Below are 26,144 nucleotides of genomic sequence, written 5' to 3'. Positions count from 1 at the left end.
ATACAAGTTTCATTATGGGGCGCCTGCAGGCTGGTTCAACTACGGGTTTTCGAGGGGGTGGTGATGCCTAGGTGACGCCTGCAGAGACTTCTTGATCAGGCAAAAAAAGAGGCCCTAACGGGCCTCTTTTTCGGCACATGGGGCTCACATGCCCGTGTAGTTGGGACCGCCGCCGCCTTCGGGTGTGACCCAGACGATGTTTTGCGTGGGGTCTTTGATGTCGCAGGTTTTGCAGTGCACGCAGTTTTGCGCGTTGATCTGCAGGCGGTCGCTGTTGTCTTCGTTTTTGACGTACTCGTACACACCGGCCGGGCAGTAGCGGCTTTCTGGCCCGGCGAACTTGGCGAGGTTGATGCCCACGGGCACAGACGCGTCTTTGAGCGTCAGGTGCGCCGGCTGGTTTTCCTCGTGGTTGGTGTTGCTGATGAAGACGCTGCTCAAGCGGTCAAAAGTCAGCTTGCCATCGGGCTTGGGGTAGACGATTTGTTCGCACTCGGCCGCAGGCTTGAGGTAGGTGTGGTCGGCTTTGTCGCGGCGCAGTGTCCACGGAATGTGGCCACGCAGCACAAACTGCTCAAAGCCGTTCATCAGCGTCGCGACCGTCAGGCCCTTTTTGAACCAGGTCTTGAAATTGCGCGACTTGTTCAGCTCGGTGTAGAGCCAGCTGGCCTCGAAAGCCTCGGGGTAGGCGCTCAACTCGTCGTGCTCGCGACCGGCCACGATGGCGTCATAAGCGGCTTCGGCGGCCAGCATGCCGGTCTTGATGGCGGCGTGGCTGCCTTTGATTCGGCTCACATTCAAGTAGCCGGCGTCGCAGCCGACCAGCGCACCCCCTGGGAACACGGTCTTGGGCAGGCTCATCAGGCCGCCTGCGGTGATGGCGCGGGCACCGTAGCCGATGCGTTTGGCGTTCACTTCACCCTTGTCGTTGGTGAAGTACCACTTGATGTTGTTGTGGGTTTTCCAGCGCTGGAATTCTTCAAAAGGGCTGAGCCAAGGGTTGGCGTAGTCCAGACCGACCACGTAGCCGATGGCAATCTTGTTGTCTTCCATGTGGTACATGAACGCGCCGCCGTAGGTGTCGTTGTTCATGGGCCAGCCGGCGGTGTGCATCACAAAACCGGGGGTGTGGCGTGAGGGATCAATCTCCCAAACTTCCTTGATGCCGATGCCGTAAGTCTGCGGATCGCGGCCTTCGTCCAGTTTGTACTTGGCGATCAACTGCTTGCCCAGGTGGCCGCGTGCGCCTTCGGCGAACACGGTGTATTTGCCGTGCAACTCCATACCCAGCTGAAAGTTCTCGGTCGGCTCGCCGTCTTTGCCAATGCCCAGATTGCCGGTGGCCACGCCTTTGACGGAGCCGTCGTCGTTGTAAAGCACCTCGGCGGCTGTGAAGCCGGGGAAAATTTCCACGCCCAGATTCTCGGCCTGCTGTGCCAGCCAGCGGGTGAAGTTGGAGAGGCTGATGATGTAGTTGCCGTGGTTTTGTGCGCACTCGGGCAGGAAAATGCCGGGGGTGCGGGTGGCGCCGGTCTCGCTCAGGAAGCTCCAGGCGTCGTCGGTCACAGGCTGGTTGAGGGGGGCGCCCAGCTCTTTCCAATTGGGCAAGAGTTCAGTCAGGGCCTTGGGGTCCATGATGGCGCCGCTCAAGATGTGGGCGCCGGGCTCACCGCCTTTTTCCAGCACGACCACCGACACGTCAGTGCCTTTTTCAGCGGCCAGTTGTTTGAGTCGAATGGCCGTGGACAGGCCCGCGGGGCCGCCACCGACCACGACCACGTCGTAGGGCATGGATTCGCGGGGACCGTAGGTGCTCAGGATTTCTTCGGGGCTCATGACAGACTCTTTAGGGAAAAGTGGTTGAAGCGATGCCTGGCACGGGGGTGTCGGGCGTGTGACTCATTTTATGCATCTTGGGAACGCTTCCCACGCACAATGGTGTCAGCACTTGCTGTGCAACGGATGCGAAACCCCTAGAAGGATTTGACATGGCATATGAAATTGATTTGTCGGGCCGCGTGGCCCTGGTGACCGGCGCTTCGGGCGGCCTGGGTGCGCAATTTGCCAAAACCCTGGCCGCAGCGGGCGCGGGCGTGGTGCTGGCCAGCCGCCGCATGGAAAAGCTCAAGGACCTGCGGGCCGAAATCGAGGCGGCGGGCGGCGACGCGCATGTGGTCGAGATGGACGTGACCGACCGCCACAGCATCGCGGCGGCTGTGGCGCACGCCGAAACCGAGATGGGCAGCATCGACATTTTGGTGAACAACTCGGGTGTGAGCACCACCCAGCGCATCCAGGACGTGACCGAAGAAGACTACGACTTCATCATGAACACCAACGTGCGCGGTGCTTTTTTTGTGGCGCAAGAGGTGGGCAAGCGCATGCTGGCGCGGGCCAAGGGTGCAGCGCCGGGCAGCTTCACCGGCGGGCGCATCATCAACATCGCGTCGATGGCGGGCCTCAAGGTCTTGCCGCAAATCGGTGTGTATTGCATGAGCAAGGCCGCCGTGGTGCAGATGACCAAGGCCTTTGCGGTGGAGTGGGGCAAGTTCGGCATCAACGTGAACGCGATTTGCCCCGGCTACATCGACACCGAGATCAACCACCACCACTGGCAGACCGAGCAGGGGCAAAAGCTCATCAGCATGTTGCCCCGCAAGCGTGTGGGCCAGCCGCAGGACCTGGACGCTTTGCTGATGCTGCTGGCCAGCGACCAGAGCCACTTCATCAATGGCGCGGTGGTCTCGGCTGACGACGGTTTTGCAGTGTGAGGGGCAAACCATGAAGCTGGAGCTGCCCGAGCGCAAGAAACTGGTGCACGAGTTGGTCATCCCCATCCGCTGGGGCGACATGGACGCCATGGGCCATGTCAACAACACGGTGTACTTCCGCTATCTGGAGACCACCCGCATCGACTGGTTCGACAAGATCGGGTTTGTGCTGAATCCGCAAGGCGAGGGGCCGGTGATCGTCAACGCCTTTTGCAACTTCTACAAACAGTTTGAATACCCGGGCAACATCCTGGCCAAAATGTTTGTGAGCGATCCGGGCCGCACGACCTTTGAGAGCTGGTGCACGCTGGAGCGCACCGACCAGCCGGGCGTGGTGTTTGCCGCAGGGGGCGCGACCACGATCTGGGTGGACTTTCCCCAACAAAAAGCCGTGACCATGCCCGACTGGGTGCGGGCTTTGGTCAGCGACTGAGAGCTTTACGCCGCAGATTGGGCAGGAGCACCCACCGCACGCCACTGGTCGGCGTGGTTTTGCAGCCAGTCTTGCGACAGCGTGGCGCTGCCCACCTGCATGGGATGAAAGTCTTTGCGGGTGTAGGCCCAAATGGGCTTGGCCACGCGCCAGACCATGCCGTGGCGACCGAACAAAAACTTGCCCGCTGACCACCATGTCGAAGGCTTGAACAGTGTCTTGTCGTGCCAGAGGTTGTTGACAGTCTGGCGGAACACGTCGGTGCTGAACTGCACGGTGACGTACCAGAACCAGCGCATGCGCCACTGGTGGTTGCCGCCCAAGCGCTGGTAAAGGTCAAAAGCCACGCATTTGTGCTCGGACTCTTCGGCCGCGTGCCAACGCCACAGGGTTTTGAGGGGTTCTTCGGCCCCGGCAAACCAGTCGCCAGGCTGGTCGATGCGCTCGAGCGTCAGGTCGCCAAAGATCGAGGTGTAGTGCTCAAAAGCGGCGGTGATGGCCAGCTCGTGCAGGTATCCCTTGGCGCTTTTGCTGAAAAATTCTTCGCGGCCTTTTTTCAGGCGCTGCTCGGCGCGTGGCCCCCAGTGGTTGACCAAGCCTTGTTTTTCCAGGTGTGCGTTGTACAGCGCATGCAGGTGGCGGTGAGTCGCCTCTTGGCCCACAAAGCCTTTGGCAATTTGCTTGAGTTCGGCATTTTCCGGGGTGTCGGGCAACTGCTTGGCCCCCGCCTTGACCGCATCGATGAAGGACTGCTCACCCACCGGAAAGCTCATGGACAAGGCGTTGGCATAAGCCGTCAAAAACGCATCGCCGCCGTTCCAGTGGCGCGAGAAACCCTGGCTCAGGTCCACGCTGAGGCGGCGCACGGTCAACTCGGTCGGGGCAGCGGGGTGGGTGCTCATGGCATGTCTCACGGTGATATGGGTCAGAATGTGAGCATTGTTCAGGTTTTGCAAAGACCTTGCAACTCGCTATCTGCTCAGATTTTGCCAAAGGCTTTTTTATGTCCACCGCCAAACCCGCAACCAAGTCGCAAGCCAAGCTCCGGGCTGATCTCAGCTTGCGTCGCCAACCTTCGCAGGCCCGGGCGCAGCAGACCATGCAAACCCTGTTCAAGGCTGCTGCTCAGATTTTGGACAAGGAGGGCGAGGGCGGTTTGACCACCAACAAGGTGGCTGCAGCAGCTGGGTTTTCGATCGGCACGCTCTACCAATACTTTCCGAGCAAAGAGGTGCTGGTGCGGGCCATGGCCGCTCGCGGGCAAGAGATGGTGCTGCAAGAGCTGGGCCGCTACCTGAGCGAGCTGGAAACCCTGCCCAACGTTCGCGAGCTCGACGGGCGTGAACTGCTGGGCCAGGCCATTCGGATATTGGTACGCGGCTTTGCCACGGGCAAAGGGCTGAGCCAAAGCCTGATTCACCTCTGCTGGACGCTGGAAAAGCCCGATGAAACCGCGAGCGCCGTGCGCCAGGTGGCCGACCGCCTGGCCATCTTTTTTGAGCGCATCGGCCACCCCGCGCTGCAAACGCCCAGCCCGGCGCAACTGTTCGTGCTGACCCGCTCGGTCATCGGCACGCTGCGCAGCGCCAGCCTGGAAAAGTCGCCCTTGTTGGGCAGCCCTGCGTTTGAAGAAGCCCTGGTGCAAATGGCCTGGGCCCTGCTGGCCCGCCCGTCAGCGCTTCAGGCCGCAGGTTTGGCCTTGGGCGCACGGCCCATCAGGTAAAACTCGGGGTTGGGCATCATGCCGCTGAAGCTGGCCATGCGGTTACTCAGGCCAAAGAAAGCGGTGATGGCGGCGATGTCCCAGATGTCTTCGTCGTTGAAGCCGTGGGCGTGCAGGGCGGCAAAGTCGGCGTCTTCCACTTCATGCGATTGATTGCAGACCTTGAGCGCAAAGTCCAGCATGGCGCGTTGACGGGGGCTGATGTCGGCCTTGCGGTGGTTGATGGCGACTTGGTCGGCCACCAAGGGTTTTTTCTCGTAAATGCGCAAAATCGCGCCATGCGCGACCACGCAATACAGGCAGTTGTTGGCGGCACTGGTGGTGGTCACGATCATTTCACGCTCGCCTTTTGTGAGGCCGCTCTCGCGTCCCACCGACTCGGGCACCATCAAGGCATCGTGGTAAGCAAAAAAAGCACGCCATTCGGCCGGGCGGCGTGCGAATGCCAAAAACACATTCGGCACAAACCCGGCTTTTTCCTGAACTTCGAGCACCTTGGCACGGATGTCTTCGGGCAGGTCCTTGATCTCGGGGGCGGGGTAGCGGTGGCTCATGATGGGTCCTTGTGGGTGTCATGTTCGTGATGGCGTTGTCCATGCACGGGAATCGACAACGATTATGCTGGCGACCATTTCAGGAGCCTGTCATGTCCACAACACCGCTGCTTTCGCCTTCTCAACAAGCCCGCGCCGAGCGCGCTGATGACGCCGCCTTTCAGGCTGGTATCGACACCCGCAGCCAGGTCATGGGGGTTGAGTTTGTAGACCGCGCCTTTGGCAACGCCACCGACTACACCCTGCCCATGCAGGAGTTCATCACCCGCAACGCCTGGGGCAATGTCTGGCAGCGCCCTGGGCTCGATTTGAAAACCCGCAGCCTCATCACCGTGGCCATGCTCACCGCCCTGGGCAAACAACAAGAACTCAAAGGCCATGTGCGAGGCGCACTCAACAATGGCGCAACCCCCGAAGAAATTCGTGAAATCATGCTGCACGCCACGGTGTACTGCGGCTTCCCGACCGCGATCGACGCATTCCGCAGCGCGGCCGAGGTGATTGAGCCTAAAGCTGGATGAGGCAGTAGTCGGGGCTTTGAAGCCATGGCTAGCCCCGCAGCAACTTTTGAATCAGATCCGCCGCACCCGAGGCCTGGTATTTGCGCATCAGTTTGACGCGGTAAATCTCCACCGTGCGGTGGCTGATGCCCAAGGCGCGGCCGATTTCCTTGCTGGTCAGGCCGTCCATGAGGTGGGCGGCGACTTCGCGTTCGCGGGCGGTGAGTTCGGCCTTAACGGGTTTGCGGGCCGACAGGTCTTCAAAAGTCCAGATGCCCGCCTCGTGCGGGGCTTCGCGGTTGAGCGCACGGCCCGTCACATGGCACCAAAAGGTTTCGCCTTTGAAGCGCCCGTCCACCCGTTTCATCACCCGGTCGTCGGCATACACGCCGTTGGCGTTCAGGATGGGCGCGATGCGCTGGCCGGTGCGCTCGTACTCGTCGGCGCTGGGGTAGAGCAGCTGAAAGCTTTGGCCGATGAGTTGTTCGCGTGTGACGCCAAACATCTCGCACACCCGCTGGTTGCAGTCGACGATGGCACGGTTGCGCGAGAGCACCATGCCGATGGGGGCGAGGTCGAAAGCGAGGCGGTAGTCGATGTCTGTGGTCATGGCGGGCGGGCCACCCGCCTAGGGCAGCCCTCTACGAAAAACTACGTATCGGATTACGTAGTATCGTAACGCTCTCTTTCCTGATTGGAGTTTGGCGTGAACAAGATTTTTCCTTCCGCAGCCGAGGCCTTGAAGGGCATCGTGGCTGACGGACAACTGATTGGCGTGGGCGGTTTTGGCCTGTGCGGCATTCCCGAGGCCCTGATCGATGCGCTGCGTGACAGCGGCGTGCAAAACCTGACCGCGATTTCCAACAACGCGGGCGTGGACGATTTCGGTCTGGGCAAGCTTTTGCAGACGCGCCAGATCAAAAAAATGATCGCGTCCTATGTGGGCGAGAACAAAGAGTTCGAGCGCCAGTACCTGGCGGGCGAGCTGGCCCTGGAGTTCACCCCCCAAGGCACGCTGGCCGAGAAGCTGCGTGCGGGCGGCGCGGGCATTCCGGCCTTCTTCACCAAGACCGGCGTGGGCACCCTGGTGGCCGAAGGCAAGGAGCTGCGCGAGTTTGACGGCGAGACCTATGTGATGGAGCGTTCGCTGGTGCCCGATGTGTCGCTGGTCAAGGCGCACCGCGCCGACAAGTCTGGCAACCTGCAGTTCCGCTACACCTCGCGCAACTTCAACCCGGCGGTGGCCATGGCCGGCAAGATCTGCGTGGTCGAGGTCGAAGAGATCGTGGAGACCGGCGCCATGCACCCCGACAGCGTGCACCTGCCCGGCATTTATGTGCACCGCATCGTGCTGAACGCGAAACCGGAAAAGCGCATCGAAAAGCGCACGATCACAGAGAAAGCAGGAGTCTGATATGAGCTGGAGTCAAGACCAAATGGCCGCCCGTGCGGCCCACGAACTGGAAGACGGTTTTTATGTGAACCTGGGCATCGGCATCCCCACGCTGGTGGCCAACTTTGTGCCCGCCGACAAGGAAGTCTGGCTGCAAAGCGAAAACGGCATGCTGGGCATTGGCCCCTTCCCGACCGAAGATGAGGTCGATGCCGACCTGATCAACGCGGGCAAACAGACGGTGACCACCATCAAAGGCTCGTCGATTTTTGGCAGCGAGCAGTCTTTTGCCATGATCCGTGGCGGCAAGATCAACCTGTCGATCCTGGGCGCGATGCAGGTGAGCGAAAAGGGCGATCTGGCCAACTGGATGATCCCCGGCAAGATGGTCAAGGGCATGGGTGGCGCGATGGACTTGGTGGCGGGCGTCAAGCGCGTGATCATCCTGATGGAACACGTGGCCAAGAAAAAAGACGGTACCGAAGACCTGAAGATTTTGCCCAGCTGCACTTTGCCTCTCACGGGCGTGGGCGTGGTCGACCGCATCATCACAGACCTGGCGGTGATGGACGTGACCGATGCAGGCCTGAAGGTGGTCGAGCTGGCCCCGGGTGTGACGCCCGAGCTGCTGCAAAGCAAGACGGGTGTGAAACTGATCTTCTGATCGGCGTTCTGCCTAGCCTTCAAAAAACCGCAATTCATTGCGGTTTTTTTGTTTTAATCATATTCAATGAATTTTTGGTTTAAAAAATACACGGAATGAATCTATTTTGGGGTTTTCCTTATTCCATAAACAAACAACTGGCGAGAAAATAAGGATTTTTCAAGCCCACTGAATGTCGAACCCTTCCACAGATCGCGTGCGCGGTGAACTGCTCCGTGAATGGCGTGTTTCCCAGCAATGCGATGTCACCGTTTTGGCCAGCAGCGCCAATTTATCGGTCGCTCAAATACGGCAATTGGAGTCGGGAGGGGTCTCGCTTTTCTACACCCCGGCCATCAAGGAAAACGCGGCTCGCAAAGTTGCCAGTTTGCTCGGGGGCGATCCCGCTGCCGTGATCCATCCCATCGACGATGCGTCTGTGGCTCAAGGGCCTTCGGTGGTGGAGGCGCTGGCAGAGTTGTCCCGTCAAAGAGCCCAAGCCGCGCGTCCCGCTTCGGTTTTCTCCCAAGCGCCCCGCGGCTTGCTGGGCGTGCTGCTGACCTTGGGCTCGTTCGCGGCGGGCTTGGCGTTGCTCCAGCACCCAGTCTCAAGCGGCGGGGTGAGGTCACTGTGGCACACGCCGACGGCCAGTCTGGCGCCAGCACTTCAGCCAGACACCGCACCGGCTGTGGCTGTGCTGGCTGAGCCTGCATCTGCATCTGAGCCATCATCTGTTTCTGAGTCAGCACCTTCACCTGTTGCACTTGACCAGGGTGCCACCGACAACAGCTTGTGCCAGGCCAACAAAGCCCCTGCCGTGCTCACGCCTGCCAGTCCCAGCAAAGCTGGCGACATGGTTTACCTGGTGGCGCAGAAACCGGGTGCCATTTGCGTGGTCGACGGCGCGGGCCGCAGCACGGTTTTGGCCTTGCAGTCAAACGAGGCCCGCAGTGTCTATGGTCCAGCGCCGTGGCGGGTGCATTTCGAGCAGCCAGAGCAAGCCCAGCTGTATTTCCAGGGCGTGCGCCTGCGCCTACCGGATGCAGGCATCACCACCGTGGCTTTGCAAGAAGGCCTTAGAAGCCGTTGAGTTCAGGCCATCAGCCGGGCCTGCAGTTCGGCCACTTGTGCACGCAAGGACTGATTTTCTGCGCTCAGTGAGGCCACACGCGCTTGCAAGGCTTGCACGTCCTCGGGCAGGGCCACAGATGAGGCCGCGGCTTCTGGGGACACCTTGCGGTACACCTCGCGCACGCGTTTGGCGGCTTGTTTGAGTTCATCCTTGCCGCCCAGCGCGGCAGATTTTTGTTCTTCAGCGGGCAAGCTGGCCACGGCCGCTGCGGCGTTGATGGAAATGGCGCCGGCTTTGACGGCCGCCACCAGTTCGGGCGCGGCTTGTTTCTGGATTTTTTCAATCTGCACCACCTGGCTGCTGCTCAGGCGGGCGGCTTTGGCGATGTCGGCGCGACTCTTGAGCGGGTTGGGCTCGGGGGCTGTAGCGACTTTCGACGCGTCCTGCGGTGCATCGTTCAGAGATGGCGTGCCTGGTTCGGCGCTGGCGACGGCCTGGGCACGCCGCGCAGCCAGAATCTCCCGCTTGCGCAAAGCCAGCACACCGCGCTGAAAGTCCGACACGCTGCGCCGCCCCAGGTGCTGATCGATCATCCACAGGTGCACATCTTCCATGGATTGAAAGCGCGTGTTTTGTACCGTCTGGAAGGGCAAGCCATGCTTTTGGCAAATGCCGTAGCGGTTGTGCCCGTCCACCAACACATCGCCCCACAGCACCAGCGCATCGCGGCAGCCCTCGGCCAGGATGCTGCGCTCCAGCGCCGCGTGTTCGTCCGGGGTGAGCGGGTCGATGTAGGCTTTGAGTTCTTCGTTGACGGTGATCTGCATGGGCGAGGGTCAAAATGCCGAAGGCCCCTTGCGGGGCCTTCTTGGATTTGGCAAAAACTGGAGCGGGTGATGGGAATCGAACCCACGTTATTTGCTTGGGAAGCAAGAGTCCTACCATTGAACGACACCCGCGATGCGTCAGATTGTACTGGTGCTTGGACCTTGTCCAGACAAGAGGGATGCGAGCCATGGCAGAGGCGGCGCGTTTGTCGCAGGCGTGACGCGATGGGGTTCTCTCTGCGGATTTACCCGGTGGACGCGGCAAGTGAGGCTGAATAAATTGAGGTGTCTCCCCATTTGCAGAAAGAACCCCTATGAAGACGGACACCTCCAAGATTGAGCACGCCCCCGACGCACCACGCCGCCACGCCTTGCAAGGCATGGCCGGCATCCTGGCGGGTATGGCTGCACCCGCCCTGATGAGCAGCAGCGTTTGGGCGCAGAGCGCATTCCCCAACAAACCCATCACCCTGATTGCGCCCTGGCCACCGGGCGGCAGCAGCGATGCCGTCATGCGGGCTTTTGCCGAAAGTGCCTCTCGTTCATTGGGTGTGTCTGTCATCGTGGACAACCGGCCGGGCGCGGGGGGCACTTTGGGCGCCACGGCCATGGTCAATGCCCGCCCTGATGGCTACCTGCTCACGCAACTGCCGTTGGGCGTCTACCGTTTGCCGCACATGCAAAAAATGGCCTTTGACCCGGTCAAGGACCTGACCCACATCGCTTGCCTGACCGGCTACACCTTTGGCTTGGTGGCGACCATGGATGCGCCTTTCAAGACACTCAAGGAAATGGTGGCTTATGCCAAGGCCAATCCGGGCAAGGTCGAGTACGGCAGCACCGGCACGGGCACCACGCCTCACCTGGCCATTGAAGAGTTTTCGCAAAAGGCGGGCATTGAGCTCAACCACATTCCGTACAAAGGCTCGGCCGAGCTGATGCAGGCTATTTTGGGCGGACACATCCGTGTGATGAGCGGCACCACCGAATTTGCACCGCTGGTCAAGGAGGGCAAGCTGCGCCTGTTGGCCACGCTGGGGCGCAACCGCACCAAAGCGTTTCCGGACATTCCCACCGTCAAGGAAAGTGGCTGGGACACGATCACCGAGTCGCCCTTTGGCATTGGCGGCCCCAAGGGCATGGACCCGGCCGTGGTGCGGGTACTGCACGATGCCTTCAAGAAAACGCTGGAAGACCCCAAAGTGCTGGAAACGCTGGACCGTTTCTTCCAGCCCGTGATCTACATGGGCACCGAGGAGTACACGCGCTACGGCGCCCGTACTTTTGAGGCCGAACGCGCCACCATCGAGCGTTTGGGCTTGGCCAAAAAGTCGTGAAAAAAGGCACCCTCGGGTGCCTTGAACGCGATGCCTCCAAAGCCGTTCGCCTGTCGGGCGGCTTTGGTCTTTTCAGGCGTTCATTTCAGGATGTCGCCCACGCAGAGGTATTTGATCTCCACATAGTCGTCCATGCCGTGGTGTGAGCCCTCGCGGCCCAGGCCCGACTGCTTGACGCCGCCAAACGGCACATGCTCGGTGGCCAAAATGCCCACGTTGATGCCGACCATGCCGTATTCCAGCGCCTCGCTCACGCGGAAGATGCGGCCCACGTCGCGGCTGTAGAAGTAGCTGGCCAGACCAAACTCGGTGTTGTTGGCCGCGTCAATCGCTTCCTGCTCGGTCTTGAATTTGAAGATGGGCGCAAAGGGGCCAAAGGTTTCTTCCTTGGCACAGACCATGTCGGCGCTGGCGTCCGCAATCACGGTGGGCTCAAAAAACTGACCGTCCAGGCGCTTGCCGCCCGTGAGCACGCGCCCGCCCTTGGCGATGGCGTCTTTCACATGGCGCTCGACCTTGTCGAGGGCCGAGGGCTCGATCAGCGGGCCCTGGTTCACGCCTTCGGCAAAGCCGTTGCCCACTTTGGCGGTTTTGACTTTTGCGGCGAACTTGGTGGCAAATTCTTCGTACACCGACTCCTGCACATAAAAGCGGTTGGAGCACACACAGGTCTGGCCCGCGTTGCGGTATTTGCTGGCAAAAGCGCCTTCCACAGCGCTGTCGATGTCGGCGTCTTCAAAGACGATGAAGGGCGCGTTGCCGCCCAGCTCCAGCGACATTTTTTTGACGGTGGGGGCCGACTGCGCCATCAGGATGCGACCCACCTCGGTGGAGCCTGTGAAGCTGATGTGGCGCACCACGTCGCTGGCGCACAGCACCTTGCCAATGGCGATGCTTTGCGGGCCGTCTGCGGTGATGATGTTGAGCACCCCGGCCGGGATGCCGGCGCGAATAGCCAACTCGGCCGCAGCCAGGGCGGTGAGCGGGGTTTGCTCGGCGGGTTTGATGACCACAGGGCAGCCTGCGGCCAGCGCCGGGGCCACTTTGCGGGTGATCATGGCCAGCGGGAAGTTCCAGGGCGTGATGGCCGCGCACACGCCAATGGGCTGCTTCAGCACCAGCAGGCGGCGGTTGTTGTCGAACTGGGGCAAGGTTTCGCCGTTCACGCGCTTGGCTTCTTCGGCGAACCACTCCACAAAACTGGCGCCATAGGCCACTTCGCCACGCGACTCGGCGATCGGCTTGCCGTTTTCTGCGGTCATGAGGCGTGCCAGGTCTTCGGTGTTGGCGATCAGCAGGTCAAACCACTTGCGCAGGATGATGCTGCGCTCTTTGGCGGTCTTGGTTTTCCAGGCGCCCCAGGCGGCGTTGGCGGCGGCAATGGCAGCTTCGGCTTCGGCTGCCCCGAGGTTGGCCACGCTGGCCAAGTGACCGCCAGTGGCTGGGTCGGTCACGTCAAAACGCTGGCTGCCCGCGACCCACTGGCCATTGATCAGGGCGTCGGTCTTGAGCAAAGTGGGGTCATTCAGCAGGGCGAGAGGGGATGTCTTCATGTCCATGGGGTCTCCAAAAGCCCGTGGGCCGGGCGCGGGGAAAATTCAAAAGCGCAGCTTAGCCTGTGTCAATTGCCCTGTCTGTCACAAAAGTCGCAAAACCATGGCGTCTGCGGGGCCGCCGATCTGACCTGTGTGCAAGCAAGGCCTGGCCTCAAATCTATAATGCCCGGTTGCATTGAAAGCCTGAACCACCATGAGCCAAGCCCCCATTTCCGTCGCCGACATCCGCAAGACCTTTTTGGACTTTTTTGGGTCCAAGGGGCACACCGTGGTGGCCTCCAGCCCCCTGGTGCCGGGCAACGACCCGACCCTGATGTTCACCAACTCGGGCATGGTCCAGTTCAAGGACGTGTTTTTGGGCTCGGACAAGCGCTCTTATGTGCGTGCCGCGTCGGTGCAAGCTTGCCTGCGGGCCGGTGGCAAGCACAACGACCTGGAAAACGTGGGCTACACCGCCCGCCACCACACCTTCTTCGAGATGCTGGGCAACTGGTCGTTTGGCGACTACTTCAAGCGCGAGTCGCTGGAGTGGGCGTGGGAGTTGTTGACGCAGGTTTACAAACTGCCTGCCGACAAGCTCTACGCCACCGTCTACATGGAAGACGACGAGGCCCATGGCATTTGGGAAGGCATTTTTGTCAAAGCCGGCTGGACGCCCGAGCGCATCAAGGCAGAAAACCGCATCATCCGCATCGGCGACAACAAGGGCGGCCGCTACAAGTCCGACAACTTCTGGATGATGGCCGACACCGGCCCTTGCGGCCCTTGCTCCGAGATTTTTTACGACCACGGCCCGCACATTCCCGGCGGCCCACCTGGTAGCCCCGACGAAGACGGCGACCGTTTCATCGAAATCTGGAACAACGTGTTCATGCAGTTCAACATGCACGAAGACGGCTCGGTCACACCGCTGCCCGCGCCTTGCGTGGACACGGGCATGGGCCTGGAGCGCTTGGCCGCCATCTTGCAGCACGTTCACAGCAACTACGAAATTGACATTTTTGACGCGCTGATCAAGGCCGCTGCCCGTGAAACCGGCTGTACCGATCTGAACAACAAGTCGCTGCGCGTGATCGCCGACCACATCCGCGCCACCGCGTTTTTGGTGAGCGACGGCGTGGTGCCGAGCAACGAAGGCCGCGGTTATGTGCAGCGCCGCATCATCCGCCGCGCGATCCGCCATGGCTATTTGCTCGGCCAGAAAACCCCGTTCTTCCACAAGCTTGTGCCCGACTTGGTCAAGCTCATGGGCGCGGCTTACCCCAATCTGGCCAATCAGGCCGAGCGCATTGCCGACGTCTTGCGTGTGGAAGAAGAGCGTTTCTTCGAGACCCTGCAAAGCGGCATGCAGATTCTGGACGCGGCACTCGAAGGTGGCGTCAAGGTCATGCCGGGCGAAGTGGCATTCAAGCTGCACGACACCTACGGCTTCCCGCTCGACCTGTCGGCCGACGTCTGCCGCGAGCGTGGCCTGAGCGTGGACGAAGCCGGTTTTGCCACCGCCATGGAAAAGCAAAAAGCCCAGGCCCGCGCAGCGGGCAAGTTCAAGATGGACAAGGCCCTTGACTATTCGGGCGTAGGCAACGACTTTGTGGGTTACGACGAGCTGACGGCCAACGCCAAAGTGCTGGCGCTGTATGCCGACGGCAATGCCGTGACCGAACTGAAAGCCGGTCAGGCGGGTGTGGTCGTGCTGGACACGACCCCGTTCTATGCCGAGTCGGGCGGCCAAGTGGGTGACCAAGGCATGATCCACAACGCGGGCGGTCAGTTCAACGTGGCCGACACGCTCAAGATCAAGGCCGATGTGTTTGGCCACCACGGTGAATTGAAATCCGGCAGCCTGAAAGTGGGCGACGCGGTGCAGGCCCATGTGGACATGGCCCTGCGTGCCGCCACCGTGCGCAATCACAGCGCCACCCATTTGATGCACAAAGCCTTGCGCGAAGTGCTGGGCAGCCATGTGCAGCAAAAGGGCAGCTTGGTCAATGCCGAGCGCACCCGTTTTGACTTTGCGCACAACGCGCCCGTGACCGACGCCGAGATCCGCGAGATCGAAGCGCGTGTGAACGCCGAAATTTTGGCCAACGCCGCTGCGCAAGCGCGTGTGATGGACATCGAAAGCGCCCAAAAGACTGGCGCGATGATGCTGTTCGGCGAGAAGTACGGCGAGACCGTGCGAGTTTTGGACATTGGCTCGAGCCGCGAGTTGTGCGGTGGCACCCACGTCAAGGCCACGGGTGACATTGGCCTGTTCAAGATCGTGGGCGAGGGCGGTGTGGCCGCTGGCGTGCGCCGCATTGAGGCGGTGACCGGTGAAAACGCCTTGGCTTATCTGCAGTCGCTCGAAGACACCGTGACGCAAGCGGCGGGTACGCTCAAGGCGCAGCCTGCCGAGCTGAACAATCGCATCGCGCAGGTGGTCGACCAGGTCAAGGCGCTGGAAAAAGAACTGGCTGCCGCCAAAGGCAAGCTGGCTTCGGCCCAGGGCGACGAGCTGATGACCAAAGCCATTGACATCCAAGGCATCAAGCTGCTGGTGGCTCAACTGGAAGGCGCGGACGCGAAGACCCTGCGCGACACCATGGACAAGCTCAAGGACAAGATGAAAACCGCGGTGATCGTCTTGACCGCTGTCGACGGTGAGAAGGTGCAAATCGCCGCAGGCGTGACGGCCGACACCACGGGCAAAGTCAAAGCGGGCGAGTTGGCCAGCTTTGTGGCGGGCCAAGTGGGCGGCAAAGGCGGCGGCAAGCCCGACATGGCCATGGCCGGTGGCACCAACGCCGCGGCTTTGCCCGCTGCGATGGCCAGTGTGCAGGCCTGGGTGACCGAGCGGGTTTGAGCCTGCGTGGCCCAGCCCCCCTCACAGGCGCAGTTGCTGGCGACTTTCGAACACACGGGCCTGGCCCGTGTGCGGGTCGGTGAACTGCACCGAGTGGGCCAACAACTGTAAGGGTTGCGCAAAGTTTTCAGGCTCATCTGGCCCCCGCAGCACCGTGGGGTAAAACTGGTCGCCTTCAATCGCAAGCCCCATGGCCATCATGTGCACGCGCAACTGATGGCGTTTGCCTGAAACCGGCTCCAGCTGGTACAGCGCTCGGCCCCCCTCGCTGCGCAGCAGCGCGATGCGGGTTTCGCTGTTGGGCTCGCCCTGGACTTCGCACATTTTGAAAAAATGCACCGGGTCTTCGGCCAGGCGGCTGGTGTGCACGCGCGGCAGTGTCAGCTCGGGGCGGTGCAAGGCCACGGCGTGGTAGGTCTTGTGAATGGCGTGTTCCCGAAACAGGGCGTGGTAAGCATCGCGCTCGTGCAGCCGTTTGCCAAACAACACCAGTCCGGCCGTTTCACGGTCAATCCGGTGCAGGGGCACCAGATCGGCCTGGCCGGTCAGGCGCTTGAGCTGCACCAGCAGGCATTGCTGCACATAAGGACCTGACGGCGTCACAGGCATGAAATGCGGCTTGTCGGCCACCAACAGGTGATCGTCCTCGAACAGCACCGCCGCTTGTCCGGGCAATGGCGGCTCGTCAGCCACATGGCGGTAATAAAAATAGCGCTGCCCGGCCAGGCAGGGCTGATGGGCCTGGGCACTTTGCCCACTTTCTTGCAGCACCAGACCCTGGTCCAGGCGACGCGCCCATTCGCTGCGCGAGATGCCGGGCATGCGCTGCGCCAGAAAATCGAGCAAATGGGGCCAGTGACCTGCCGGGACGGCCACCACGCTGGCGCTCACGCCATCGCGCATGGGCATTTGGGCCACGCGTCCCGAGCGGGTCATGTCAGATCCGCCGGAACACCAGGTCCCAGACGCCGTGGCCGAGCTTAAGGCCCCGGTTTTCAAACTTGGTGAGCGGCCGGTAGTCGGGTTTGGTGGCAAAGCCGTCCGCTGCGGCGCTGGTGTTGGCCAGCAAGGGTTCGGCGCGGAGAACGGCCATCATTTGCTCGGAATAAGGTTGCCAGTCGGTGGCCAGGTGCAGGTAGCCACCGGGCTTGATGTGCTGGGCCAGGCGCTGCACAAAGGGCGCCTGGATCAGGCGGCGTTTGTGGTGGCGGCTTTTGTGCCAAGGGTCGGGAAAGAAGATGTGCACGCCGTCCAGGCTGTCCGGGCCGAGCATGTTGTCCATGACCTCGATCGCGTCGTGCTGGACGATGCGGATGTTGCCGATGTGCTCTTCGCCGCAGCGCTTGAGCAAGGCGCCCACACCGGGCTCGTGCACTTCACAGCACAAAAAGTTGTCTTCAGGGCGCACCTGCGCGATTTTGGCGGTGGCATCGCCCATGCCAAAACCGATTTCCAGAATCAAGGGGGCACTGCGCCCAAAGGCCGCCTGCACGTCCAGGCGTTCAGCACGGTAGGGGATCAAAAACTGCGGGCCGAATTGCTCAAACGCCCGCACCTGGCCCGAGCCCATGCGCCCGGCCCGCAGCACATAGGTCTTGATGGTGCGCATGAAGGGGGCTTCTTGGGCTTCGTGGGCTTTGGTTGCCGGGGCGTTCGTGGTGTCTTCAGGCGTCGTCATGGGGGTGCAGGTGGTGTTTGCAAAGCCTGTGATTATCGGTGTGATCGGCTCAGTTTCGTCCACTGATCGAGCGCGTGCGCTGGTGCAGTTGGCTCGGGCATGGCAGGTAGGCCCAGCCCTTGTGCGGCAGCGTTCAGCGCGGACAACACGGCCTGCGGCGTTTGCAAATCCAGCGCTTTGGCCCCGTTTTGTTTACTGAGTTTTTCGCCATTGGTGCCCATCACCAGGGGGGTGTGCAGGTACTGGGGTGTAGGCAGGCCCAAGGCGCGTTGCAGCACGATTTGCCGCGCGGTGTTGTCGGCCAGGTCCTGGCCGCGCACCACATGGGTGATGCCTTGCGCGGCGTCGTCCACCACCACCGCCAGCTGGTAAGCCCACAGGCCATCCGCGCGGCGCAGCACAAAGTCGCCGACTTCCTGGCTCACGTTTTGCTGTTGCGGCCCCAGGCGGCGGTCGTTCCAGTGCGTGACGGCAGGCAGGCCCAGTGCCGCTTGCACGGCCTGCACATTCAGCCGCCAGGCACGGGCGGATTTCCCGTTCAGGCCATGTCGGCAGGTGCCTGGGTAGACGGCGGCGCTGTGCCGGGCAACGGCTTGGGCCGATTCGATCTCTTTGCGCGAACAGCCGCAGGGGTAGGCCCAGCCTCGATCCACCAGGGTTTGCAAGGCGGCAGCGTAGTGCTCGCCGCGCTGGCTTTGCCACAGCACCGGGCCATCGGGCAGCAGGCCGCAGGCTGCCAGTTGCTGCAGGATGGCCTGGTCGGCCCCGGGCACGCAGCGCGGAGTGTCCACGTCTTCGATGCGCACGAGCCACTGGCCACCGTGCGTGCGGGCATCGAGCCAGCTGGCCAGGGCCGCGACCAGCGAGCCCGCATGCAAAAGGCCGGTTGGCGAGGGCGCGAACCGGCCTGTGTAGGGGCTCCCCATGGTTGATCAGCGTTTCTTGAGCACCGCCAAAGCCAGCTCCAGGCCCGAGACAAAAGCGTCTTCGACCCGGTGGCCCAGGCACCAGTCGCCGCACAGGCCAATGCCCTGGTCCTTGAACCACAGGTGGCTTTCGCCCAAGGGCTGTGCGGTTTTGGCATACAGCCAGCGGTGTACCTCGGCATGGGCCGGGGTGGCGCGAATGCCGGTGATCTCGGCAAAGGCCTTGATCAGCTTACCCTTGACGCGATCGGGCGTGTCGTTGACGTGCTCGTCCGACCAAGGGGCACTGGCCTGTACGGTCCAGCGCTCAATGCGTTCGCGCCCTGGTTTGGACGATTCGCGGGCCATCCAGGCGATGCGGTGGTGCGTGCTGCGGGCTGCGTTCCACTGCGGACCCAGGGTGATGAGACCGGGTTGCACGGCTTGTGGGTAAGCCAGCATCAGCGTCCAGCAAGGATCGACGCGCACCTCTTGCAGTGGGTTGGCCAAGTCGCTCAGACCGGACGTCTTGAGCAAGGTGGCCGCCTGTGCAGGCGGAATGGCCAAGATCACTTTGTCGAAACCGGCATAAATGTGCTGTCCGCCGTCATCGCTTTCGGTGTGCAGCTGCCAACCGTTTTTCTTCATCGGGTCGGCCGTGATTTGCGTGACCCGGGTTTGCAACCGCACGTTGCCGTCTTCCACCAGGGGCGCGGCCCAGGCTTTGACCAAGCCGTTCATGCCGGGTGTGGCCACCCAATGGCGCTCGCCGCCGGGCAGACCGGCCTCGATCACGCGGCCGTTCGGGTCGAGCACGCGCACGGCGTTGGCGCTCCAGGGCTTGCACACGCCGGGTGCGGTCCCGATGGCCAGCTCAAAACGCGGATCGCGCACGGTGAAGTACTGCGCCCCGTGGTCAAAGCTGCCAAACGCGCTGGCGCGGGTGGACATGCGGCCCCCAAGGCCTCGGCTTTTCTCGAACAGGGTGACGTTATGTCCGGTCTGGCGCAAGGTGCGTGCGCAAGTGACGCCGGCCATGCCGACGCCGATGATGGCGATGTGTTGTGTGGTCATGGGTTCACTTTAGCCGAGAAAAGCCGTCGGATGTTGACCGGGTGGGTTACTACCAATGCACTTTAAGGGGTGTGCATTTCTTGCAGCAAGGCCCGGCGTGTGGTGGCCTTGTCCAGCTGCGCCGTCCACCACAGCAGGGCGTGGCCCGCAGGGCTCAGGCGGCTGTCGCGCCAGGCGGCGTGCACCGCGCTCAGGCGGGACTGGTCGGTGCGCTTGATCACCAGCAAGCCTTGCTGCGCATAGGGCGTGGCCAGACTTTGGGGCAAAAAGCCCGCGCCCAGACCGCGCAGTTGCGCTTGCAGTTTGCTGGGCATGTCGGGCACGGTGAACACGTCCTGACCGCCTTGCAGCCCCACGGTGAGGCCACTGCCGCGTTGCACCGAGTCGGCCACGGCGACCATGCGGTGCTGCACCAGCAGGGCATCGCTCAAGGGTTCGGCCGCCTGGGCCAAGGGGTGCTGTGGTGCCACGGCAAACACAAAAGGCACTTCACCCAGCGCCATGTGCTGAATGTCTGCGGCCATGTGCTGGCCCAGCGCGACGCCCAGGGCCAAATCGGCTTGCCCGGAAGTCAAGGCAGCCATGGTGCCCGACAGGGTTTCGTGCCGGATGCGCAAGCGGGTCGGGCTGTTCAGCGCCAGAAAGGCCTCGCACAAATCCATCACCACGCTGCGTGAAATGATGCTGTCCACCGCCACCGTCAGCACCGCTTCCCAGCCGGTGGCGACCCGCTTGACCCGGTTGGCCACGGCGTCAATGTCTTGGAGCAAGCGGCCGGCTTCGCGCAGCAGCTCCTGGCCGGCGGCGGTGGGGCGTGCCTGGCGTGAGCTGCGGTCAAACAAGAGCACATCAAGCGCGTCCTCCAGTTGCCTCACCCGGTAGGTGAGGGCGCTGGGCACCAGGTTCAGCTTGCGGGCGGCGGCGGCAAAACTGCCTTGCTCGTCGATGGTTTGCAGCATGAACAGGGCGTCGGGGGTGAGCCAATCTTTGGGGCTTTGCATGGTGGGCTCATCTTAATTCAAATTATTCGAATGATGGCGGCAAACGAATTGCATCTCATGGACATGTTCAGTCTTTAAAGTTATCCCATCGCATTCAGGAGACCCCCCGTGCTGACCCTTCGCAAATCCAACGAACGCGGCTATGCCGACCATGGCTGGCTCAAATCGTTCCACAGCTTTTCTTTTGCCAACTACTTCGACCCGGCCCACATGGGGTTTGGCAACCTGCGGGTCATCAACGAAGACCGCATCGCGCCCGAAACCGGCTTTGGCACACATGGCCACCGCGACATGGAAATCATCAGCTACGTCTTGTCGGGCAACCTGGCGCACCAGGACAGCATGGGCAACGTGAAGGGCATTCCGCCCGGCGATGTGCAGCGCATGAGTGCCGGCAGCGGTGTGCGCCACAGCGAGTTCAACCATGCCAAGGGCGAGCAAACCCACTTTTTGCAAATCTGGATCGAACCCAATGTGACCGGCATTCCACCCAGCTACGAGCAAAAAACTGTTCCGCTGAGTGCCAAGCGCGGCCAGCTGGCTTTGGTGGCTGCACCGGCTGCAGACTCTGAAGGGGCCGTGCATGGCGTCACCATCCACGCCGATGCCCGCATGTATGCCGGTTTGTTCGATGGCGCAGAAAATGCGCGTCTCGGTTTGGACCCTGCACGAAAAGCTTATGTATTTTTGGTGCGCGGCAGCCTGCAGGTCAATGGCCAGCAACTCCAAGCCGGTGATGCAGCCATGCTGCAAGCCGAATCGGTTTTGGACCTGAGCCAGGGCCAGGACGCCGAAGTGCTGGTGTTTGACTTGGCCCCTTGAAATACCTCATCGTGGTGTCATCGCAAGGCACAAAGCGATCCATGTTTTCTTAACGTTTTTCTTTTTTTCAACCTAGGAGCATTTCTCATGGCTAAAACTGTTGTTGTTTTCCATTCCGGCTACGGCCACACCCAGCGCGTGGCCCAGTTTGTGGCCCAAGGCGCCAATGCCCAAACCGTCACCATCGACGCCGATGGCAACATCACCGACGCCGATTGGGCGGCACTGGACGCGGCCGACGCCATCATCTTCGGCTCGCCCACCTACATGGGCATGGCTTCGTGGCAGTTTAAAAAGTTTGCTGACGCCACCTCCAAGCGTTGGTTCACCAGCGCCTGGAAAGACAAAGTCGCAGGCGGCTTCACCATCTCGGCCAGCCCCAGCGGCGACAAGCTGTCGACCATCCAGTACTTCATCACCTTGGCCATGCAGCAAGGCATGGTCTGGGTGGGTCAGCCCGCCATGAACGACGGCACCATCAACCGCATTGGCTCCAACTCCGGTGTGATGGCACAAGTGGGCCCGACCAGCCCCGCAGAAGACATCCCCCAAGGTGATTTGGACACCGCCAAAGCCTACGGCGAGCGCGTGGCCGCTGTGGCCGCCAAACTGCGCGGTTGATTTTTTTCACCATCCTGTGACACAGCCGGGGCCCGTACAGGGCCCCGGTTTTTTTTCGATCCGCGCAGCCGGGCATGTGCTTGTCCGTGTGGTGCTTGCTAGGATAGGGGCATGAAAATCATCTCGATGCTGCCCTGGGCCGATTGGCTGGCGCTTTTCTCCTTTTTTGGTTTGTGGGTGGGTTATGCCTGGGTGGCCAAGGTGCGGGGCTTGCGTGACCAGAGCTTGATCGCCACCACCAACCGTTACCGACAGATGTGGATGACGCAGGCCACCGGCCGCGATCCGCGCATGCTGGACGGCCTCATTACTCAGAACCTCTCGCAAACCCCGGCCTTTTTTTCGTCCACCAGCATCATCATCATCGGTGGTCTGTTCGCGCTGTTGGGCACCACCGACAAGGCGGCCGAGTTGGTGGGTGAAATCCCGTTTGCCCAGCCCACGCCTTTGCTGGTGTTCGAGTTCAAGATCTTGGTGCTGGTGGGCATCTTTGTGTATGCCTTTTTCCGCTTTTCCTGGTCCATGCGGCAGTACACCTTTGTGGCGCTGGTCATTGGGGCCATGCCACCGCCCGAGGAGTTTGCAGCCCAGCGGTTTGACCGCCAGCATTTCGCCGAGCGGGCCGGTAACTTGGTGAGCGCGGCAGCCGAAACCTTCAACGACGGTTTGCGGGCCTACTACTTTTCGTTTGCCGCCATGGCCTGGTTTTTTTCGCCGCTGGCGCTGGTCATGGGCACGGCCTTGGTGGTGTTGATTTTGTACGGGCGTGAATTCCGCTCCGAGGTGCTGCAGGTTTTGCGCGACTGAAACCCGCAGAAGGATTCGCAGCAGGTGAACTCCTACAATGACAGGCTATGTTCGTTCACCTGCGCCTTCACACCGAATTCTCCGTCGTTGACTCCACTTGCCGCATCGACGATGTGGTCAAGATCGCGGCCAAGGACGCCCAGCCTGCGCTGGCCATCACCGACCTGAACAACCTGTTTGGTACCGTCAAGTTTTACAAGGAAGGGCGGGGCAAAGGGGTCAAGCCCATCATCGGCGCCGAGATCAACCTCGAGGGCCTGGGGGGCGACATTGGGGTCACCAGCCGGGTGGTGCTGTTGGTGCAAAACCACCAAGGCTACCTGAACCTGTGCGAGTTGCTGGCCCGTGCCTGGACGCAAAACATCGTCAAAGGCGTGGCGGTGGTCAAGCTGGCCTGGCTCAAGGCATTGTCAGACGGTTTGATTTTGCTCTCGGGTGCGCAAGCCGGCCCGGTGGGCCAGGCCATCGTGCAGGGCGACACCCACAAGGCGGCCGACGTGGCGCTGCAGCTGGGCTCGATCTTTCCGCATCGTTTCTACCTGGAACTGCAACGCGCAGGCCGGCCCGAAGACGAGCCGCAGGTGGCGGGCGCGGTGGCACTGGCCGCTCGTTTGGGTTTGCCCGTGGTGGCCACGCACCCGGTGCAGTTCCACACGGCCGAAGATTACGAGGCGCACGAAGCGCGGGTCTGTATCTCCGAAGGCGAAATCCTGGCCAACCAACGCCGGGTGCGCCGCTTCACCCGTGAGCAGTATTTCAAGTCGGCGGCGCAAATGTGCGAGTTGTTTGCCGATGTGCCCAGCGCGATTGCCAACACCCTGGAAATTGCCAAGCGCTGCAACCTGACTTTGGTGCTGGGCAAGCCGCAGCTGCCCAATTTCCCAATCCCGCCCGTCAATGGCGTGGTCATGTCGGTGGACGAGTATTTCCGTCACGTCTCGCACGAGGGTCTGAAAGAGCGCCTGATCCACCTGTACCCCGACGAGGCCAAGCGCGAAGCCGAGCGCCAGCGGTATGTCGATCGGCTGGAATTCGAGCTGAACACCATCCTGAAGATGGGCTTTCCGGGGTACTTCCTCATCGTGGGCGACTTCATCCAGTGGGCCAAGAACAACGGCTGCCCCGTGGGCCCGGGCCGGGGTTCGGGCGCGGGTTCGCTCGTGGCCTATGCGCTCAAGATCACCGACCTGGACCCGCTGCAGTACAACCTGCTGTTCGAACGTTTCCTGAACCCGGAGCGGGTATCGATGCCCGACTTTGACATCGACTTTTGCCAGACCAATCGCGACCGCGTGATCGAGTATGTGAAGCAAAAATACGGGCGCGAGGCAGTCAGCCAGATCGTGACTTTTGGCACCATGGCCGCGCGTGCCGCCATCCGCGATGTGGGCCGGGTGCTCGACATGAGCTACACCTTTTGCGACGGCATCAGCAAGCTCATCCCCAACAAGCCGGGCATGTCGGTCACGCTGCAGTACCCACCCGCTACGCCCAAAGAGGGCGACAAGAACAACTACGCGATTGCCATGGAGCCCATTCTGGCCGAGCGCATCGAGCGCGAAGAGGACGTGAAGACCCTGATCGAGCTGGCGCAAAAGCTCGAAGGCATGACCCGCAACGTGGGCATGCACGCCGGAGGCGTGCTGATCGCGCCGGGCAAGTTGACCGACTTTTGCCCGCTGTACCAGCAGCCCGGCAGCGAATCGGCGGTGAGCCAGTACGACAAGGACGATGTGGAGGCGGCAGGCCTTGTGAAGTTCGACTTCTTGGGCCTGGCCACGCTGACCATTTTGGAGATTGCCCGCGAGTTCATCATGAAGCGGCACAAAGGCCAGGAGAACTTCGCCTTTGAAAACATCCCGCTAGACGATGCGGCGACCTACAAACTTTTTGCAGACGGCAAGACTGAGGCCGTGTTCCAGTTTGAAAGTCGCGGCATGCAGGGCATGCTGCGCGACGCGCGGCCCAGCCGCCTGGAGGACCTGATTGCGCTGAACGCGCTCTACCGCCCGGGCCCCATGGACCTGATCCCCAGCTTTGTGGCCCGCAAGCACGGACGCGAGGTGGTGGAGTACCCGCACCCGGCGGTGGCCGAGATGCTGAGTGAGACCTACGGCATCATGGTCTACCAGGAGCAGGTGATGCAGACCGCACAGATCCTGGGCGGTTACTCGCTGGGCGGCGCCGACTTGCTACGCCGCGCCATGGGCAAGAAAAAGGCCGAAGAAATGGCCGAACACCGCGAGAAGTTCCGTGCAGGCGCTTTGGCCACCCACGGCATCCCGCAGGACAAGGCCGACGAAGTCTTTGACTTGATGGAAAAGTTCGCGGGCTACGGCTTCAACAAGTCGCACGCCGCCGCTTATTCGCTGCTGGCGTACCACACGGGCTGGCTCAAGGTGCACTACACCGCCGAGTTCTTCTGCGCCAACATGACGGTGGAGATGGACGACACCGACAAGCTCAAGGTGCTGCACGAAGACGCGCTCAAGTTCGGCATCCGCTTTGACCCGCCGGACGTGAACCGCGGCACGCACCGCTTTGAGCCGGTGACCGACAAGATCATCCGCTACGGCCTGGGCGCCATCAAGGGCACGGGCCAGCAGGCGATCGAGGCGATTGTGGCGGCCCGCGAACAAGGCGGCCCGTTCACCAGCCTGTTTGACTTTGCGGTGCGGGTGGACCGAACCCGCATCAACAAACGCACGGTGGACGCGCTCATCAAGGCCGGGGCTTTTGACTCGCTGCACATGAACCGCGCCGCCTTGTCGGCCAGCATCGACAAAGCTTTCGAGTTTGCCGCCGCCACCGTAGCCAACGCCAACCAAGGCGGCCTGTTTGACATGTTGGGCGACGACTCGCACGGCTCCAGCACACAAGAGCCCGAGCTGGTCGAGGTCATGCCCTGGGGCATCAAGGAACGCTTGCTGCTCGAAAAAACCGCTGTGGGCTTTTTCTTGTCCGGCCATTTGTTCGACGCGGTGGAGCGGGAAGTGCGCCAGTTTGCCCGCCGCAAAATCGACGACCTGATCGACAGCCGCGAGCCGCAACTGATGGCGGGCATCGTCAGCGATTTGCGCATCATCAACGGCCAGCGTGGCAAGGTGGCCATCTTCAAGCTCGACGACAAATCGGGCGTGATGGAAGCCACGGCCGACGAAGCCCTGATCAACTCGGCCAAGCATTTGCTCAAAGACGACGAGTTGATCATCGTCACGGCCAAGATGCAGGCCGACCGCTTTTCAGGTGGCTTTCGCTTGAAGATCGAGCAGATCATGGACCTGGGTGCTGCCCGTTGCCGTTACGGCAAATACCTGCGCGTGGCGGTGAATGGCCGTGCGCCCGACATTGCCCGCATCGTCAAAGAGTTCCCCGCGCAGCGTGAGCAAACCGAGCAGGGTGACTTGGTGCGCGGTCTGCCCGTGCGCCTGGTGCTGGAGCGCAGCAACGACCAACTGGCGGCCCGCGCCGAGCTGGCGCTGGGCGAAGCCGCCAAATTTTTCCCCACCGACGCGGCCCTGGCCAGCTGGATGGCGCAAGCCGATCAGGGGCAGGCGCGGATTGTGTACGACTGACCCCTTC

General features: G+C 61.7%; 24 protein-coding genes and 1 tRNA gene. 13 read left to right on the top strand and 12 right to left on the bottom strand.

Translation table 11 applies throughout. The features are described from left to right. Window positions 1-144: 144 nt before the first annotated feature. Window positions 145-1,836: an electron transfer flavoprotein-ubiquinone oxidoreductase gene (locus ACHEXL_RS07540; protein ID WP_416558725.1), complete on the bottom strand. Its 1,692-nt coding sequence runs from the start codon at window positions 1,834-1,836 to the stop codon at window positions 145-147. Between the two features lie 152 nt (window positions 1,837-1,988). Here ACHEXL_RS07540 and ACHEXL_RS07535 point away from each other — a divergent pair, with 152 nt between their 5' ends. Together ACHEXL_RS07535 and ACHEXL_RS07530 are read left to right on the top strand one after the other, a co-directional pair. After that, the gene (locus ACHEXL_RS07535) at window positions 1,989-2,771 is read left to right on the top strand and encodes an SDR family oxidoreductase (protein ID WP_416558724.1); all 783 of its coding nucleotides are present in this window, start codon (window positions 1,989-1,991) and stop codon (window positions 2,769-2,771) included. Window positions 2,772-2,781: 10 nt separating this feature from the next. Continuing rightward, on the top strand, window positions 2,782-3,204 hold the full coding sequence (locus ACHEXL_RS07530; RefSeq protein ID WP_416558722.1) for an acyl-CoA thioesterase: 423 nt from the start codon (window positions 2,782-2,784) through the stop codon (window positions 3,202-3,204). Between the two features lie 5 nt (window positions 3,205-3,209). Here ACHEXL_RS07530 and ACHEXL_RS07525 read toward each other — a convergent pair whose 3' ends face one another. Further along, window positions 3,210-4,106: a metal-dependent hydrolase gene (locus ACHEXL_RS07525; protein WP_416558721.1), complete on the bottom strand. Its 897-nt coding sequence runs from the start codon at window positions 4,104-4,106 to the stop codon at window positions 3,210-3,212. Between the two features lie 101 nt (window positions 4,107-4,207). On the opposite strand from ACHEXL_RS07525, the gene ACHEXL_RS07520 reads away from it, so the two are divergent. Next, window positions 4,208-4,927, top strand: coding sequence for a TetR/AcrR family transcriptional regulator (locus ACHEXL_RS07520; protein ID WP_416558720.1), 720 nt, complete (start codon window positions 4,208-4,210; stop codon window positions 4,925-4,927). Here ACHEXL_RS07520 and ACHEXL_RS07515 read toward each other — a convergent pair. Continuing rightward, window positions 4,885-5,481 carry a peroxidase-related enzyme gene (locus ACHEXL_RS07515; RefSeq protein ID WP_416558718.1) on the bottom strand — a complete coding sequence of 199 codons (597 nt, stop codon included), beginning with the start codon at window positions 5,479-5,481 and terminating at the stop codon, window positions 4,885-4,887. The two genes, ACHEXL_RS07520 and ACHEXL_RS07515, sit on opposite strands and share 43 nt — an antisense overlap. A 92-nt stretch (window positions 5,482-5,573) precedes the next feature. On the opposite strand from ACHEXL_RS07515, the gene ACHEXL_RS07510 reads away from it, so the two are divergent. Then, a complete protein-coding gene (locus ACHEXL_RS07510) occupies window positions 5,574-6,002 on the top strand; it encodes a carboxymuconolactone decarboxylase family protein (protein WP_416558717.1) in 429 nt (142 codons plus the stop codon). A 28-nt stretch (window positions 6,003-6,030) separates the two neighbouring features. On the opposite strand, the gene ACHEXL_RS07505 is transcribed toward ACHEXL_RS07510, so the two are convergent. Beyond that, window positions 6,031-6,591 carry a LuxR C-terminal-related transcriptional regulator gene (locus ACHEXL_RS07505; RefSeq protein WP_416558715.1) on the bottom strand — a complete coding sequence of 187 codons (561 nt, stop codon included), beginning with the start codon at window positions 6,589-6,591 and terminating at the stop codon, window positions 6,031-6,033. A 96-nt stretch (window positions 6,592-6,687) separates the two neighbouring features. Between ACHEXL_RS07505 and ACHEXL_RS07500 the strand changes: the two genes are divergently transcribed. From ACHEXL_RS07500 to ACHEXL_RS07490, 3 genes are all read left to right on the top strand, one after another. Beyond that, window positions 6,688-7,395, top strand: coding sequence for a CoA transferase subunit A (locus ACHEXL_RS07500; protein WP_416558714.1), 708 nt, complete (start codon window positions 6,688-6,690; stop codon window positions 7,393-7,395). 1 nt (window position 7,396) lies between these two features. Next, complete coding sequence (locus tag ACHEXL_RS07495; RefSeq protein ID WP_108331547.1) at window positions 7,397-8,038, top strand: CoA transferase subunit B; 642 nt, start codon at window positions 7,397-7,399, stop codon at window positions 8,036-8,038. 172 nt (window positions 8,039-8,210) lie between these two features. After that, complete coding sequence (locus ACHEXL_RS07490; RefSeq protein WP_416558713.1) at window positions 8,211-9,107, top strand: hypothetical protein; 897 nt, start codon at window positions 8,211-8,213, stop codon at window positions 9,105-9,107. 2 nt (window positions 9,108-9,109) lie between these two features. Here ACHEXL_RS07490 and ACHEXL_RS07485 read toward each other — a convergent pair whose 3' ends face one another. Together ACHEXL_RS07485 and ACHEXL_RS07480 are read right to left on the bottom strand one after the other, a co-directional pair. Beyond that, complete coding sequence (locus ACHEXL_RS07485) at window positions 9,110-9,916, bottom strand: plasmid replication/partition related protein (RefSeq protein WP_416558711.1); 807 nt, start codon at window positions 9,914-9,916, stop codon at window positions 9,110-9,112. 58 nt (window positions 9,917-9,974) lie between these two features. Beyond that, window positions 9,975-10,048: transfer RNA gene (locus ACHEXL_RS07480), tRNA-Gly, on the bottom strand. A gap of 182 nt (window positions 10,049-10,230) precedes the next feature. On the opposite strand from ACHEXL_RS07480, the gene ACHEXL_RS07475 reads away from it, so the two are divergent. Then, window positions 10,231-11,253 (top strand): tripartite tricarboxylate transporter substrate binding protein, encoded by a 1,023-nt coding sequence (locus tag ACHEXL_RS07475; protein WP_416558709.1) that lies wholly within the window; start codon window positions 10,231-10,233, stop codon window positions 11,251-11,253. Between the two features lie 80 nt (window positions 11,254-11,333). On the opposite strand, the gene ACHEXL_RS07470 is transcribed toward ACHEXL_RS07475, so the two are convergent. Next, window positions 11,334-12,812 (bottom strand): NAD-dependent succinate-semialdehyde dehydrogenase, encoded by a 1,479-nt coding sequence (locus ACHEXL_RS07470; protein ID WP_416558708.1) that lies wholly within the window; start codon window positions 12,810-12,812, stop codon window positions 11,334-11,336. Window positions 12,813-13,002: 190 nt separating this feature from the next. Between ACHEXL_RS07470 and alaS the strand changes: the two genes are divergently transcribed. Next, window positions 13,003-15,654, top strand: a complete 2,652-nt coding sequence (gene alaS / locus ACHEXL_RS07465; RefSeq protein WP_416558707.1) for an alanine--tRNA ligase — start codon at window positions 13,003-13,005, stop codon at window positions 15,652-15,654. A gap of 21 nt (window positions 15,655-15,675) precedes the next feature. Here the strand turns inward: alaS and ACHEXL_RS07460 are convergent, their stop codons facing one another. From ACHEXL_RS07460 to ACHEXL_RS07440, 5 genes are all read right to left on the bottom strand, one after another. Continuing rightward, window positions 15,676-16,590: a pseudouridine synthase gene (locus ACHEXL_RS07460; protein WP_416558706.1), complete on the bottom strand. Its 915-nt coding sequence runs from the start codon at window positions 16,588-16,590 to the stop codon at window positions 15,676-15,678. A gap of 1 nt (window position 16,591) precedes the next feature. Beyond that, complete coding sequence (trmB, locus tag ACHEXL_RS07455; RefSeq protein WP_416558704.1) at window positions 16,592-17,332, bottom strand: tRNA (guanosine(46)-N7)-methyltransferase TrmB; 741 nt, start codon at window positions 17,330-17,332, stop codon at window positions 16,592-16,594. 32 nt (window positions 17,333-17,364) lie between these two features. Continuing rightward, window positions 17,365-18,258: a tRNA glutamyl-Q(34) synthetase GluQRS gene (gene gluQRS / locus ACHEXL_RS07450; protein WP_416558702.1), complete on the bottom strand. Its 894-nt coding sequence runs from the start codon at window positions 18,256-18,258 to the stop codon at window positions 17,365-17,367. A 6-nt stretch (window positions 18,259-18,264) separates the two neighbouring features. Continuing rightward, on the bottom strand, window positions 18,265-19,311 hold the full coding sequence (locus ACHEXL_RS07445) for an NAD(P)/FAD-dependent oxidoreductase (protein WP_416558700.1): 1,047 nt from the start codon (window positions 19,309-19,311) through the stop codon (window positions 18,265-18,267). 62 nt (window positions 19,312-19,373) lie between these two features. Beyond that, window positions 19,374-20,312, bottom strand: coding sequence for a LysR family transcriptional regulator (locus ACHEXL_RS07440; protein WP_416558698.1), 939 nt, complete (start codon window positions 20,310-20,312; stop codon window positions 19,374-19,376). A gap of 108 nt (window positions 20,313-20,420) precedes the next feature. Here ACHEXL_RS07440 and ACHEXL_RS07435 point away from each other — a divergent pair, with 108 nt between their 5' ends. The 4 genes from ACHEXL_RS07435 to dnaE all read left to right on the top strand — a co-directional run bounded on the left by ACHEXL_RS07435 (window position 20,421) and on the right by dnaE (window position 26,137). After that, a complete protein-coding gene (locus ACHEXL_RS07435; RefSeq protein ID WP_416558696.1) occupies window positions 20,421-21,134 on the top strand; it encodes a pirin family protein in 714 nt (237 codons plus the stop codon). An 87-nt stretch (window positions 21,135-21,221) separates the two neighbouring features. After that, complete coding sequence (locus ACHEXL_RS07430) at window positions 21,222-21,755, top strand: flavodoxin family protein (RefSeq protein ID WP_416558694.1); 534 nt, start codon at window positions 21,222-21,224, stop codon at window positions 21,753-21,755. A gap of 111 nt (window positions 21,756-21,866) precedes the next feature. Next, on the top strand, window positions 21,867-22,562 hold the full coding sequence (locus ACHEXL_RS07425; RefSeq protein ID WP_416558692.1) for a DUF599 domain-containing protein: 696 nt from the start codon (window positions 21,867-21,869) through the stop codon (window positions 22,560-22,562). A gap of 47 nt (window positions 22,563-22,609) precedes the next feature. Next, window positions 22,610-26,137: a DNA polymerase III subunit alpha gene (dnaE, locus tag ACHEXL_RS07420; protein WP_416558690.1), complete on the top strand. Its 3,528-nt coding sequence runs from the start codon at window positions 22,610-22,612 to the stop codon at window positions 26,135-26,137. Window positions 26,138-26,144 lie beyond the last annotated feature (7 nt).

The sequence above is a fragment of the Limnohabitans sp. YIMB22184 genome, from assembly GCF_048020265.1.
Classification (GTDB): domain Bacteria; phylum Pseudomonadota; class Gammaproteobacteria; order Burkholderiales; family Burkholderiaceae_C; genus Limnohabitans_A.
The sequence above is the reverse complement of the archived record's forward strand: the minus strand, read 5'-3'. Positions and strand labels throughout refer to the sequence as shown.

Coding starts and splice junctions, on each gene's coding strand:
- ACHEXL_RS07485 (WP_416558711.1), bottom strand. CDS start 9,916: ATGCAGATCACCGTCAACGAAGAACTCAAAGCCTACATCGACCCGCTC.
- ACHEXL_RS07460 (WP_416558706.1), bottom strand. CDS start 16,590: ATGACCCGCTCGGGACGCGTGGCCCAAATGCCCATGCGCGATGGCGTG.
- ACHEXL_RS07470 (WP_416558708.1), bottom strand. CDS start 12,812: ATGGACATGAAGACATCCCCTCTCGCCCTGCTGAATGACCCCACTTTG.
- ACHEXL_RS07510 (WP_416558717.1), top strand. CDS start 5,574: ATGTCCACAACACCGCTGCTTTCGCCTTCTCAACAAGCCCGCGCCGAG.
- ACHEXL_RS07535 (WP_416558724.1), top strand. CDS start 1,989: ATGGCATATGAAATTGATTTGTCGGGCCGCGTGGCCCTGGTGACCGGC.
- gluQRS (WP_416558702.1), bottom strand. CDS start 18,258: ATGGGGAGCCCCTACACAGGCCGGTTCGCGCCCTCGCCAACCGGCCTT.
- ACHEXL_RS07445 (WP_416558700.1), bottom strand. CDS start 19,311: ATGACCACACAACACATCGCCATCATCGGCGTCGGCATGGCCGGCGTC.
- ACHEXL_RS07525 (WP_416558721.1), bottom strand. CDS start 4,106: ATGAGCACCCACCCCGCTGCCCCGACCGAGTTGACCGTGCGCCGCCTC.
- dnaE (WP_416558690.1), top strand. CDS start 22,610: ATGTTCGTTCACCTGCGCCTTCACACCGAATTCTCCGTCGTTGACTCC.
- ACHEXL_RS07505 (WP_416558715.1), bottom strand. CDS start 6,591: ATGACCACAGACATCGACTACCGCCTCGCTTTCGACCTCGCCCCCATC.
- ACHEXL_RS07440 (WP_416558698.1), bottom strand. CDS start 20,312: ATGCAAAGCCCCAAAGATTGGCTCACCCCCGACGCCCTGTTCATGCTG.
- ACHEXL_RS07530 (WP_416558722.1), top strand. CDS start 2,782: ATGAAGCTGGAGCTGCCCGAGCGCAAGAAACTGGTGCACGAGTTGGTC.
- ACHEXL_RS07495 (WP_108331547.1), top strand. CDS start 7,397: ATGAGCTGGAGTCAAGACCAAATGGCCGCCCGTGCGGCCCACGAACTG.
- ACHEXL_RS07475 (WP_416558709.1), top strand. CDS start 10,231: ATGAAGACGGACACCTCCAAGATTGAGCACGCCCCCGACGCACCACGC.
- ACHEXL_RS07490 (WP_416558713.1), top strand. CDS start 8,211: ATGTCGAACCCTTCCACAGATCGCGTGCGCGGTGAACTGCTCCGTGAA.
- ACHEXL_RS07520 (WP_416558720.1), top strand. CDS start 4,208: ATGTCCACCGCCAAACCCGCAACCAAGTCGCAAGCCAAGCTCCGGGCT.
- ACHEXL_RS07515 (WP_416558718.1), bottom strand. CDS start 5,481: ATGAGCCACCGCTACCCCGCCCCCGAGATCAAGGACCTGCCCGAAGAC.
- ACHEXL_RS07540 (WP_416558725.1), bottom strand. CDS start 1,836: ATGAGCCCCGAAGAAATCCTGAGCACCTACGGTCCCCGCGAATCCATG.
- ACHEXL_RS07425 (WP_416558692.1), top strand. CDS start 21,867: ATGAAAATCATCTCGATGCTGCCCTGGGCCGATTGGCTGGCGCTTTTC.
- trmB (WP_416558704.1), bottom strand. CDS start 17,332: ATGACGACGCCTGAAGACACCACGAACGCCCCGGCAACCAAAGCCCAC.
- ACHEXL_RS07430 (WP_416558694.1), top strand. CDS start 21,222: ATGGCTAAAACTGTTGTTGTTTTCCATTCCGGCTACGGCCACACCCAG.
- alaS (WP_416558707.1), top strand. CDS start 13,003: ATGAGCCAAGCCCCCATTTCCGTCGCCGACATCCGCAAGACCTTTTTG.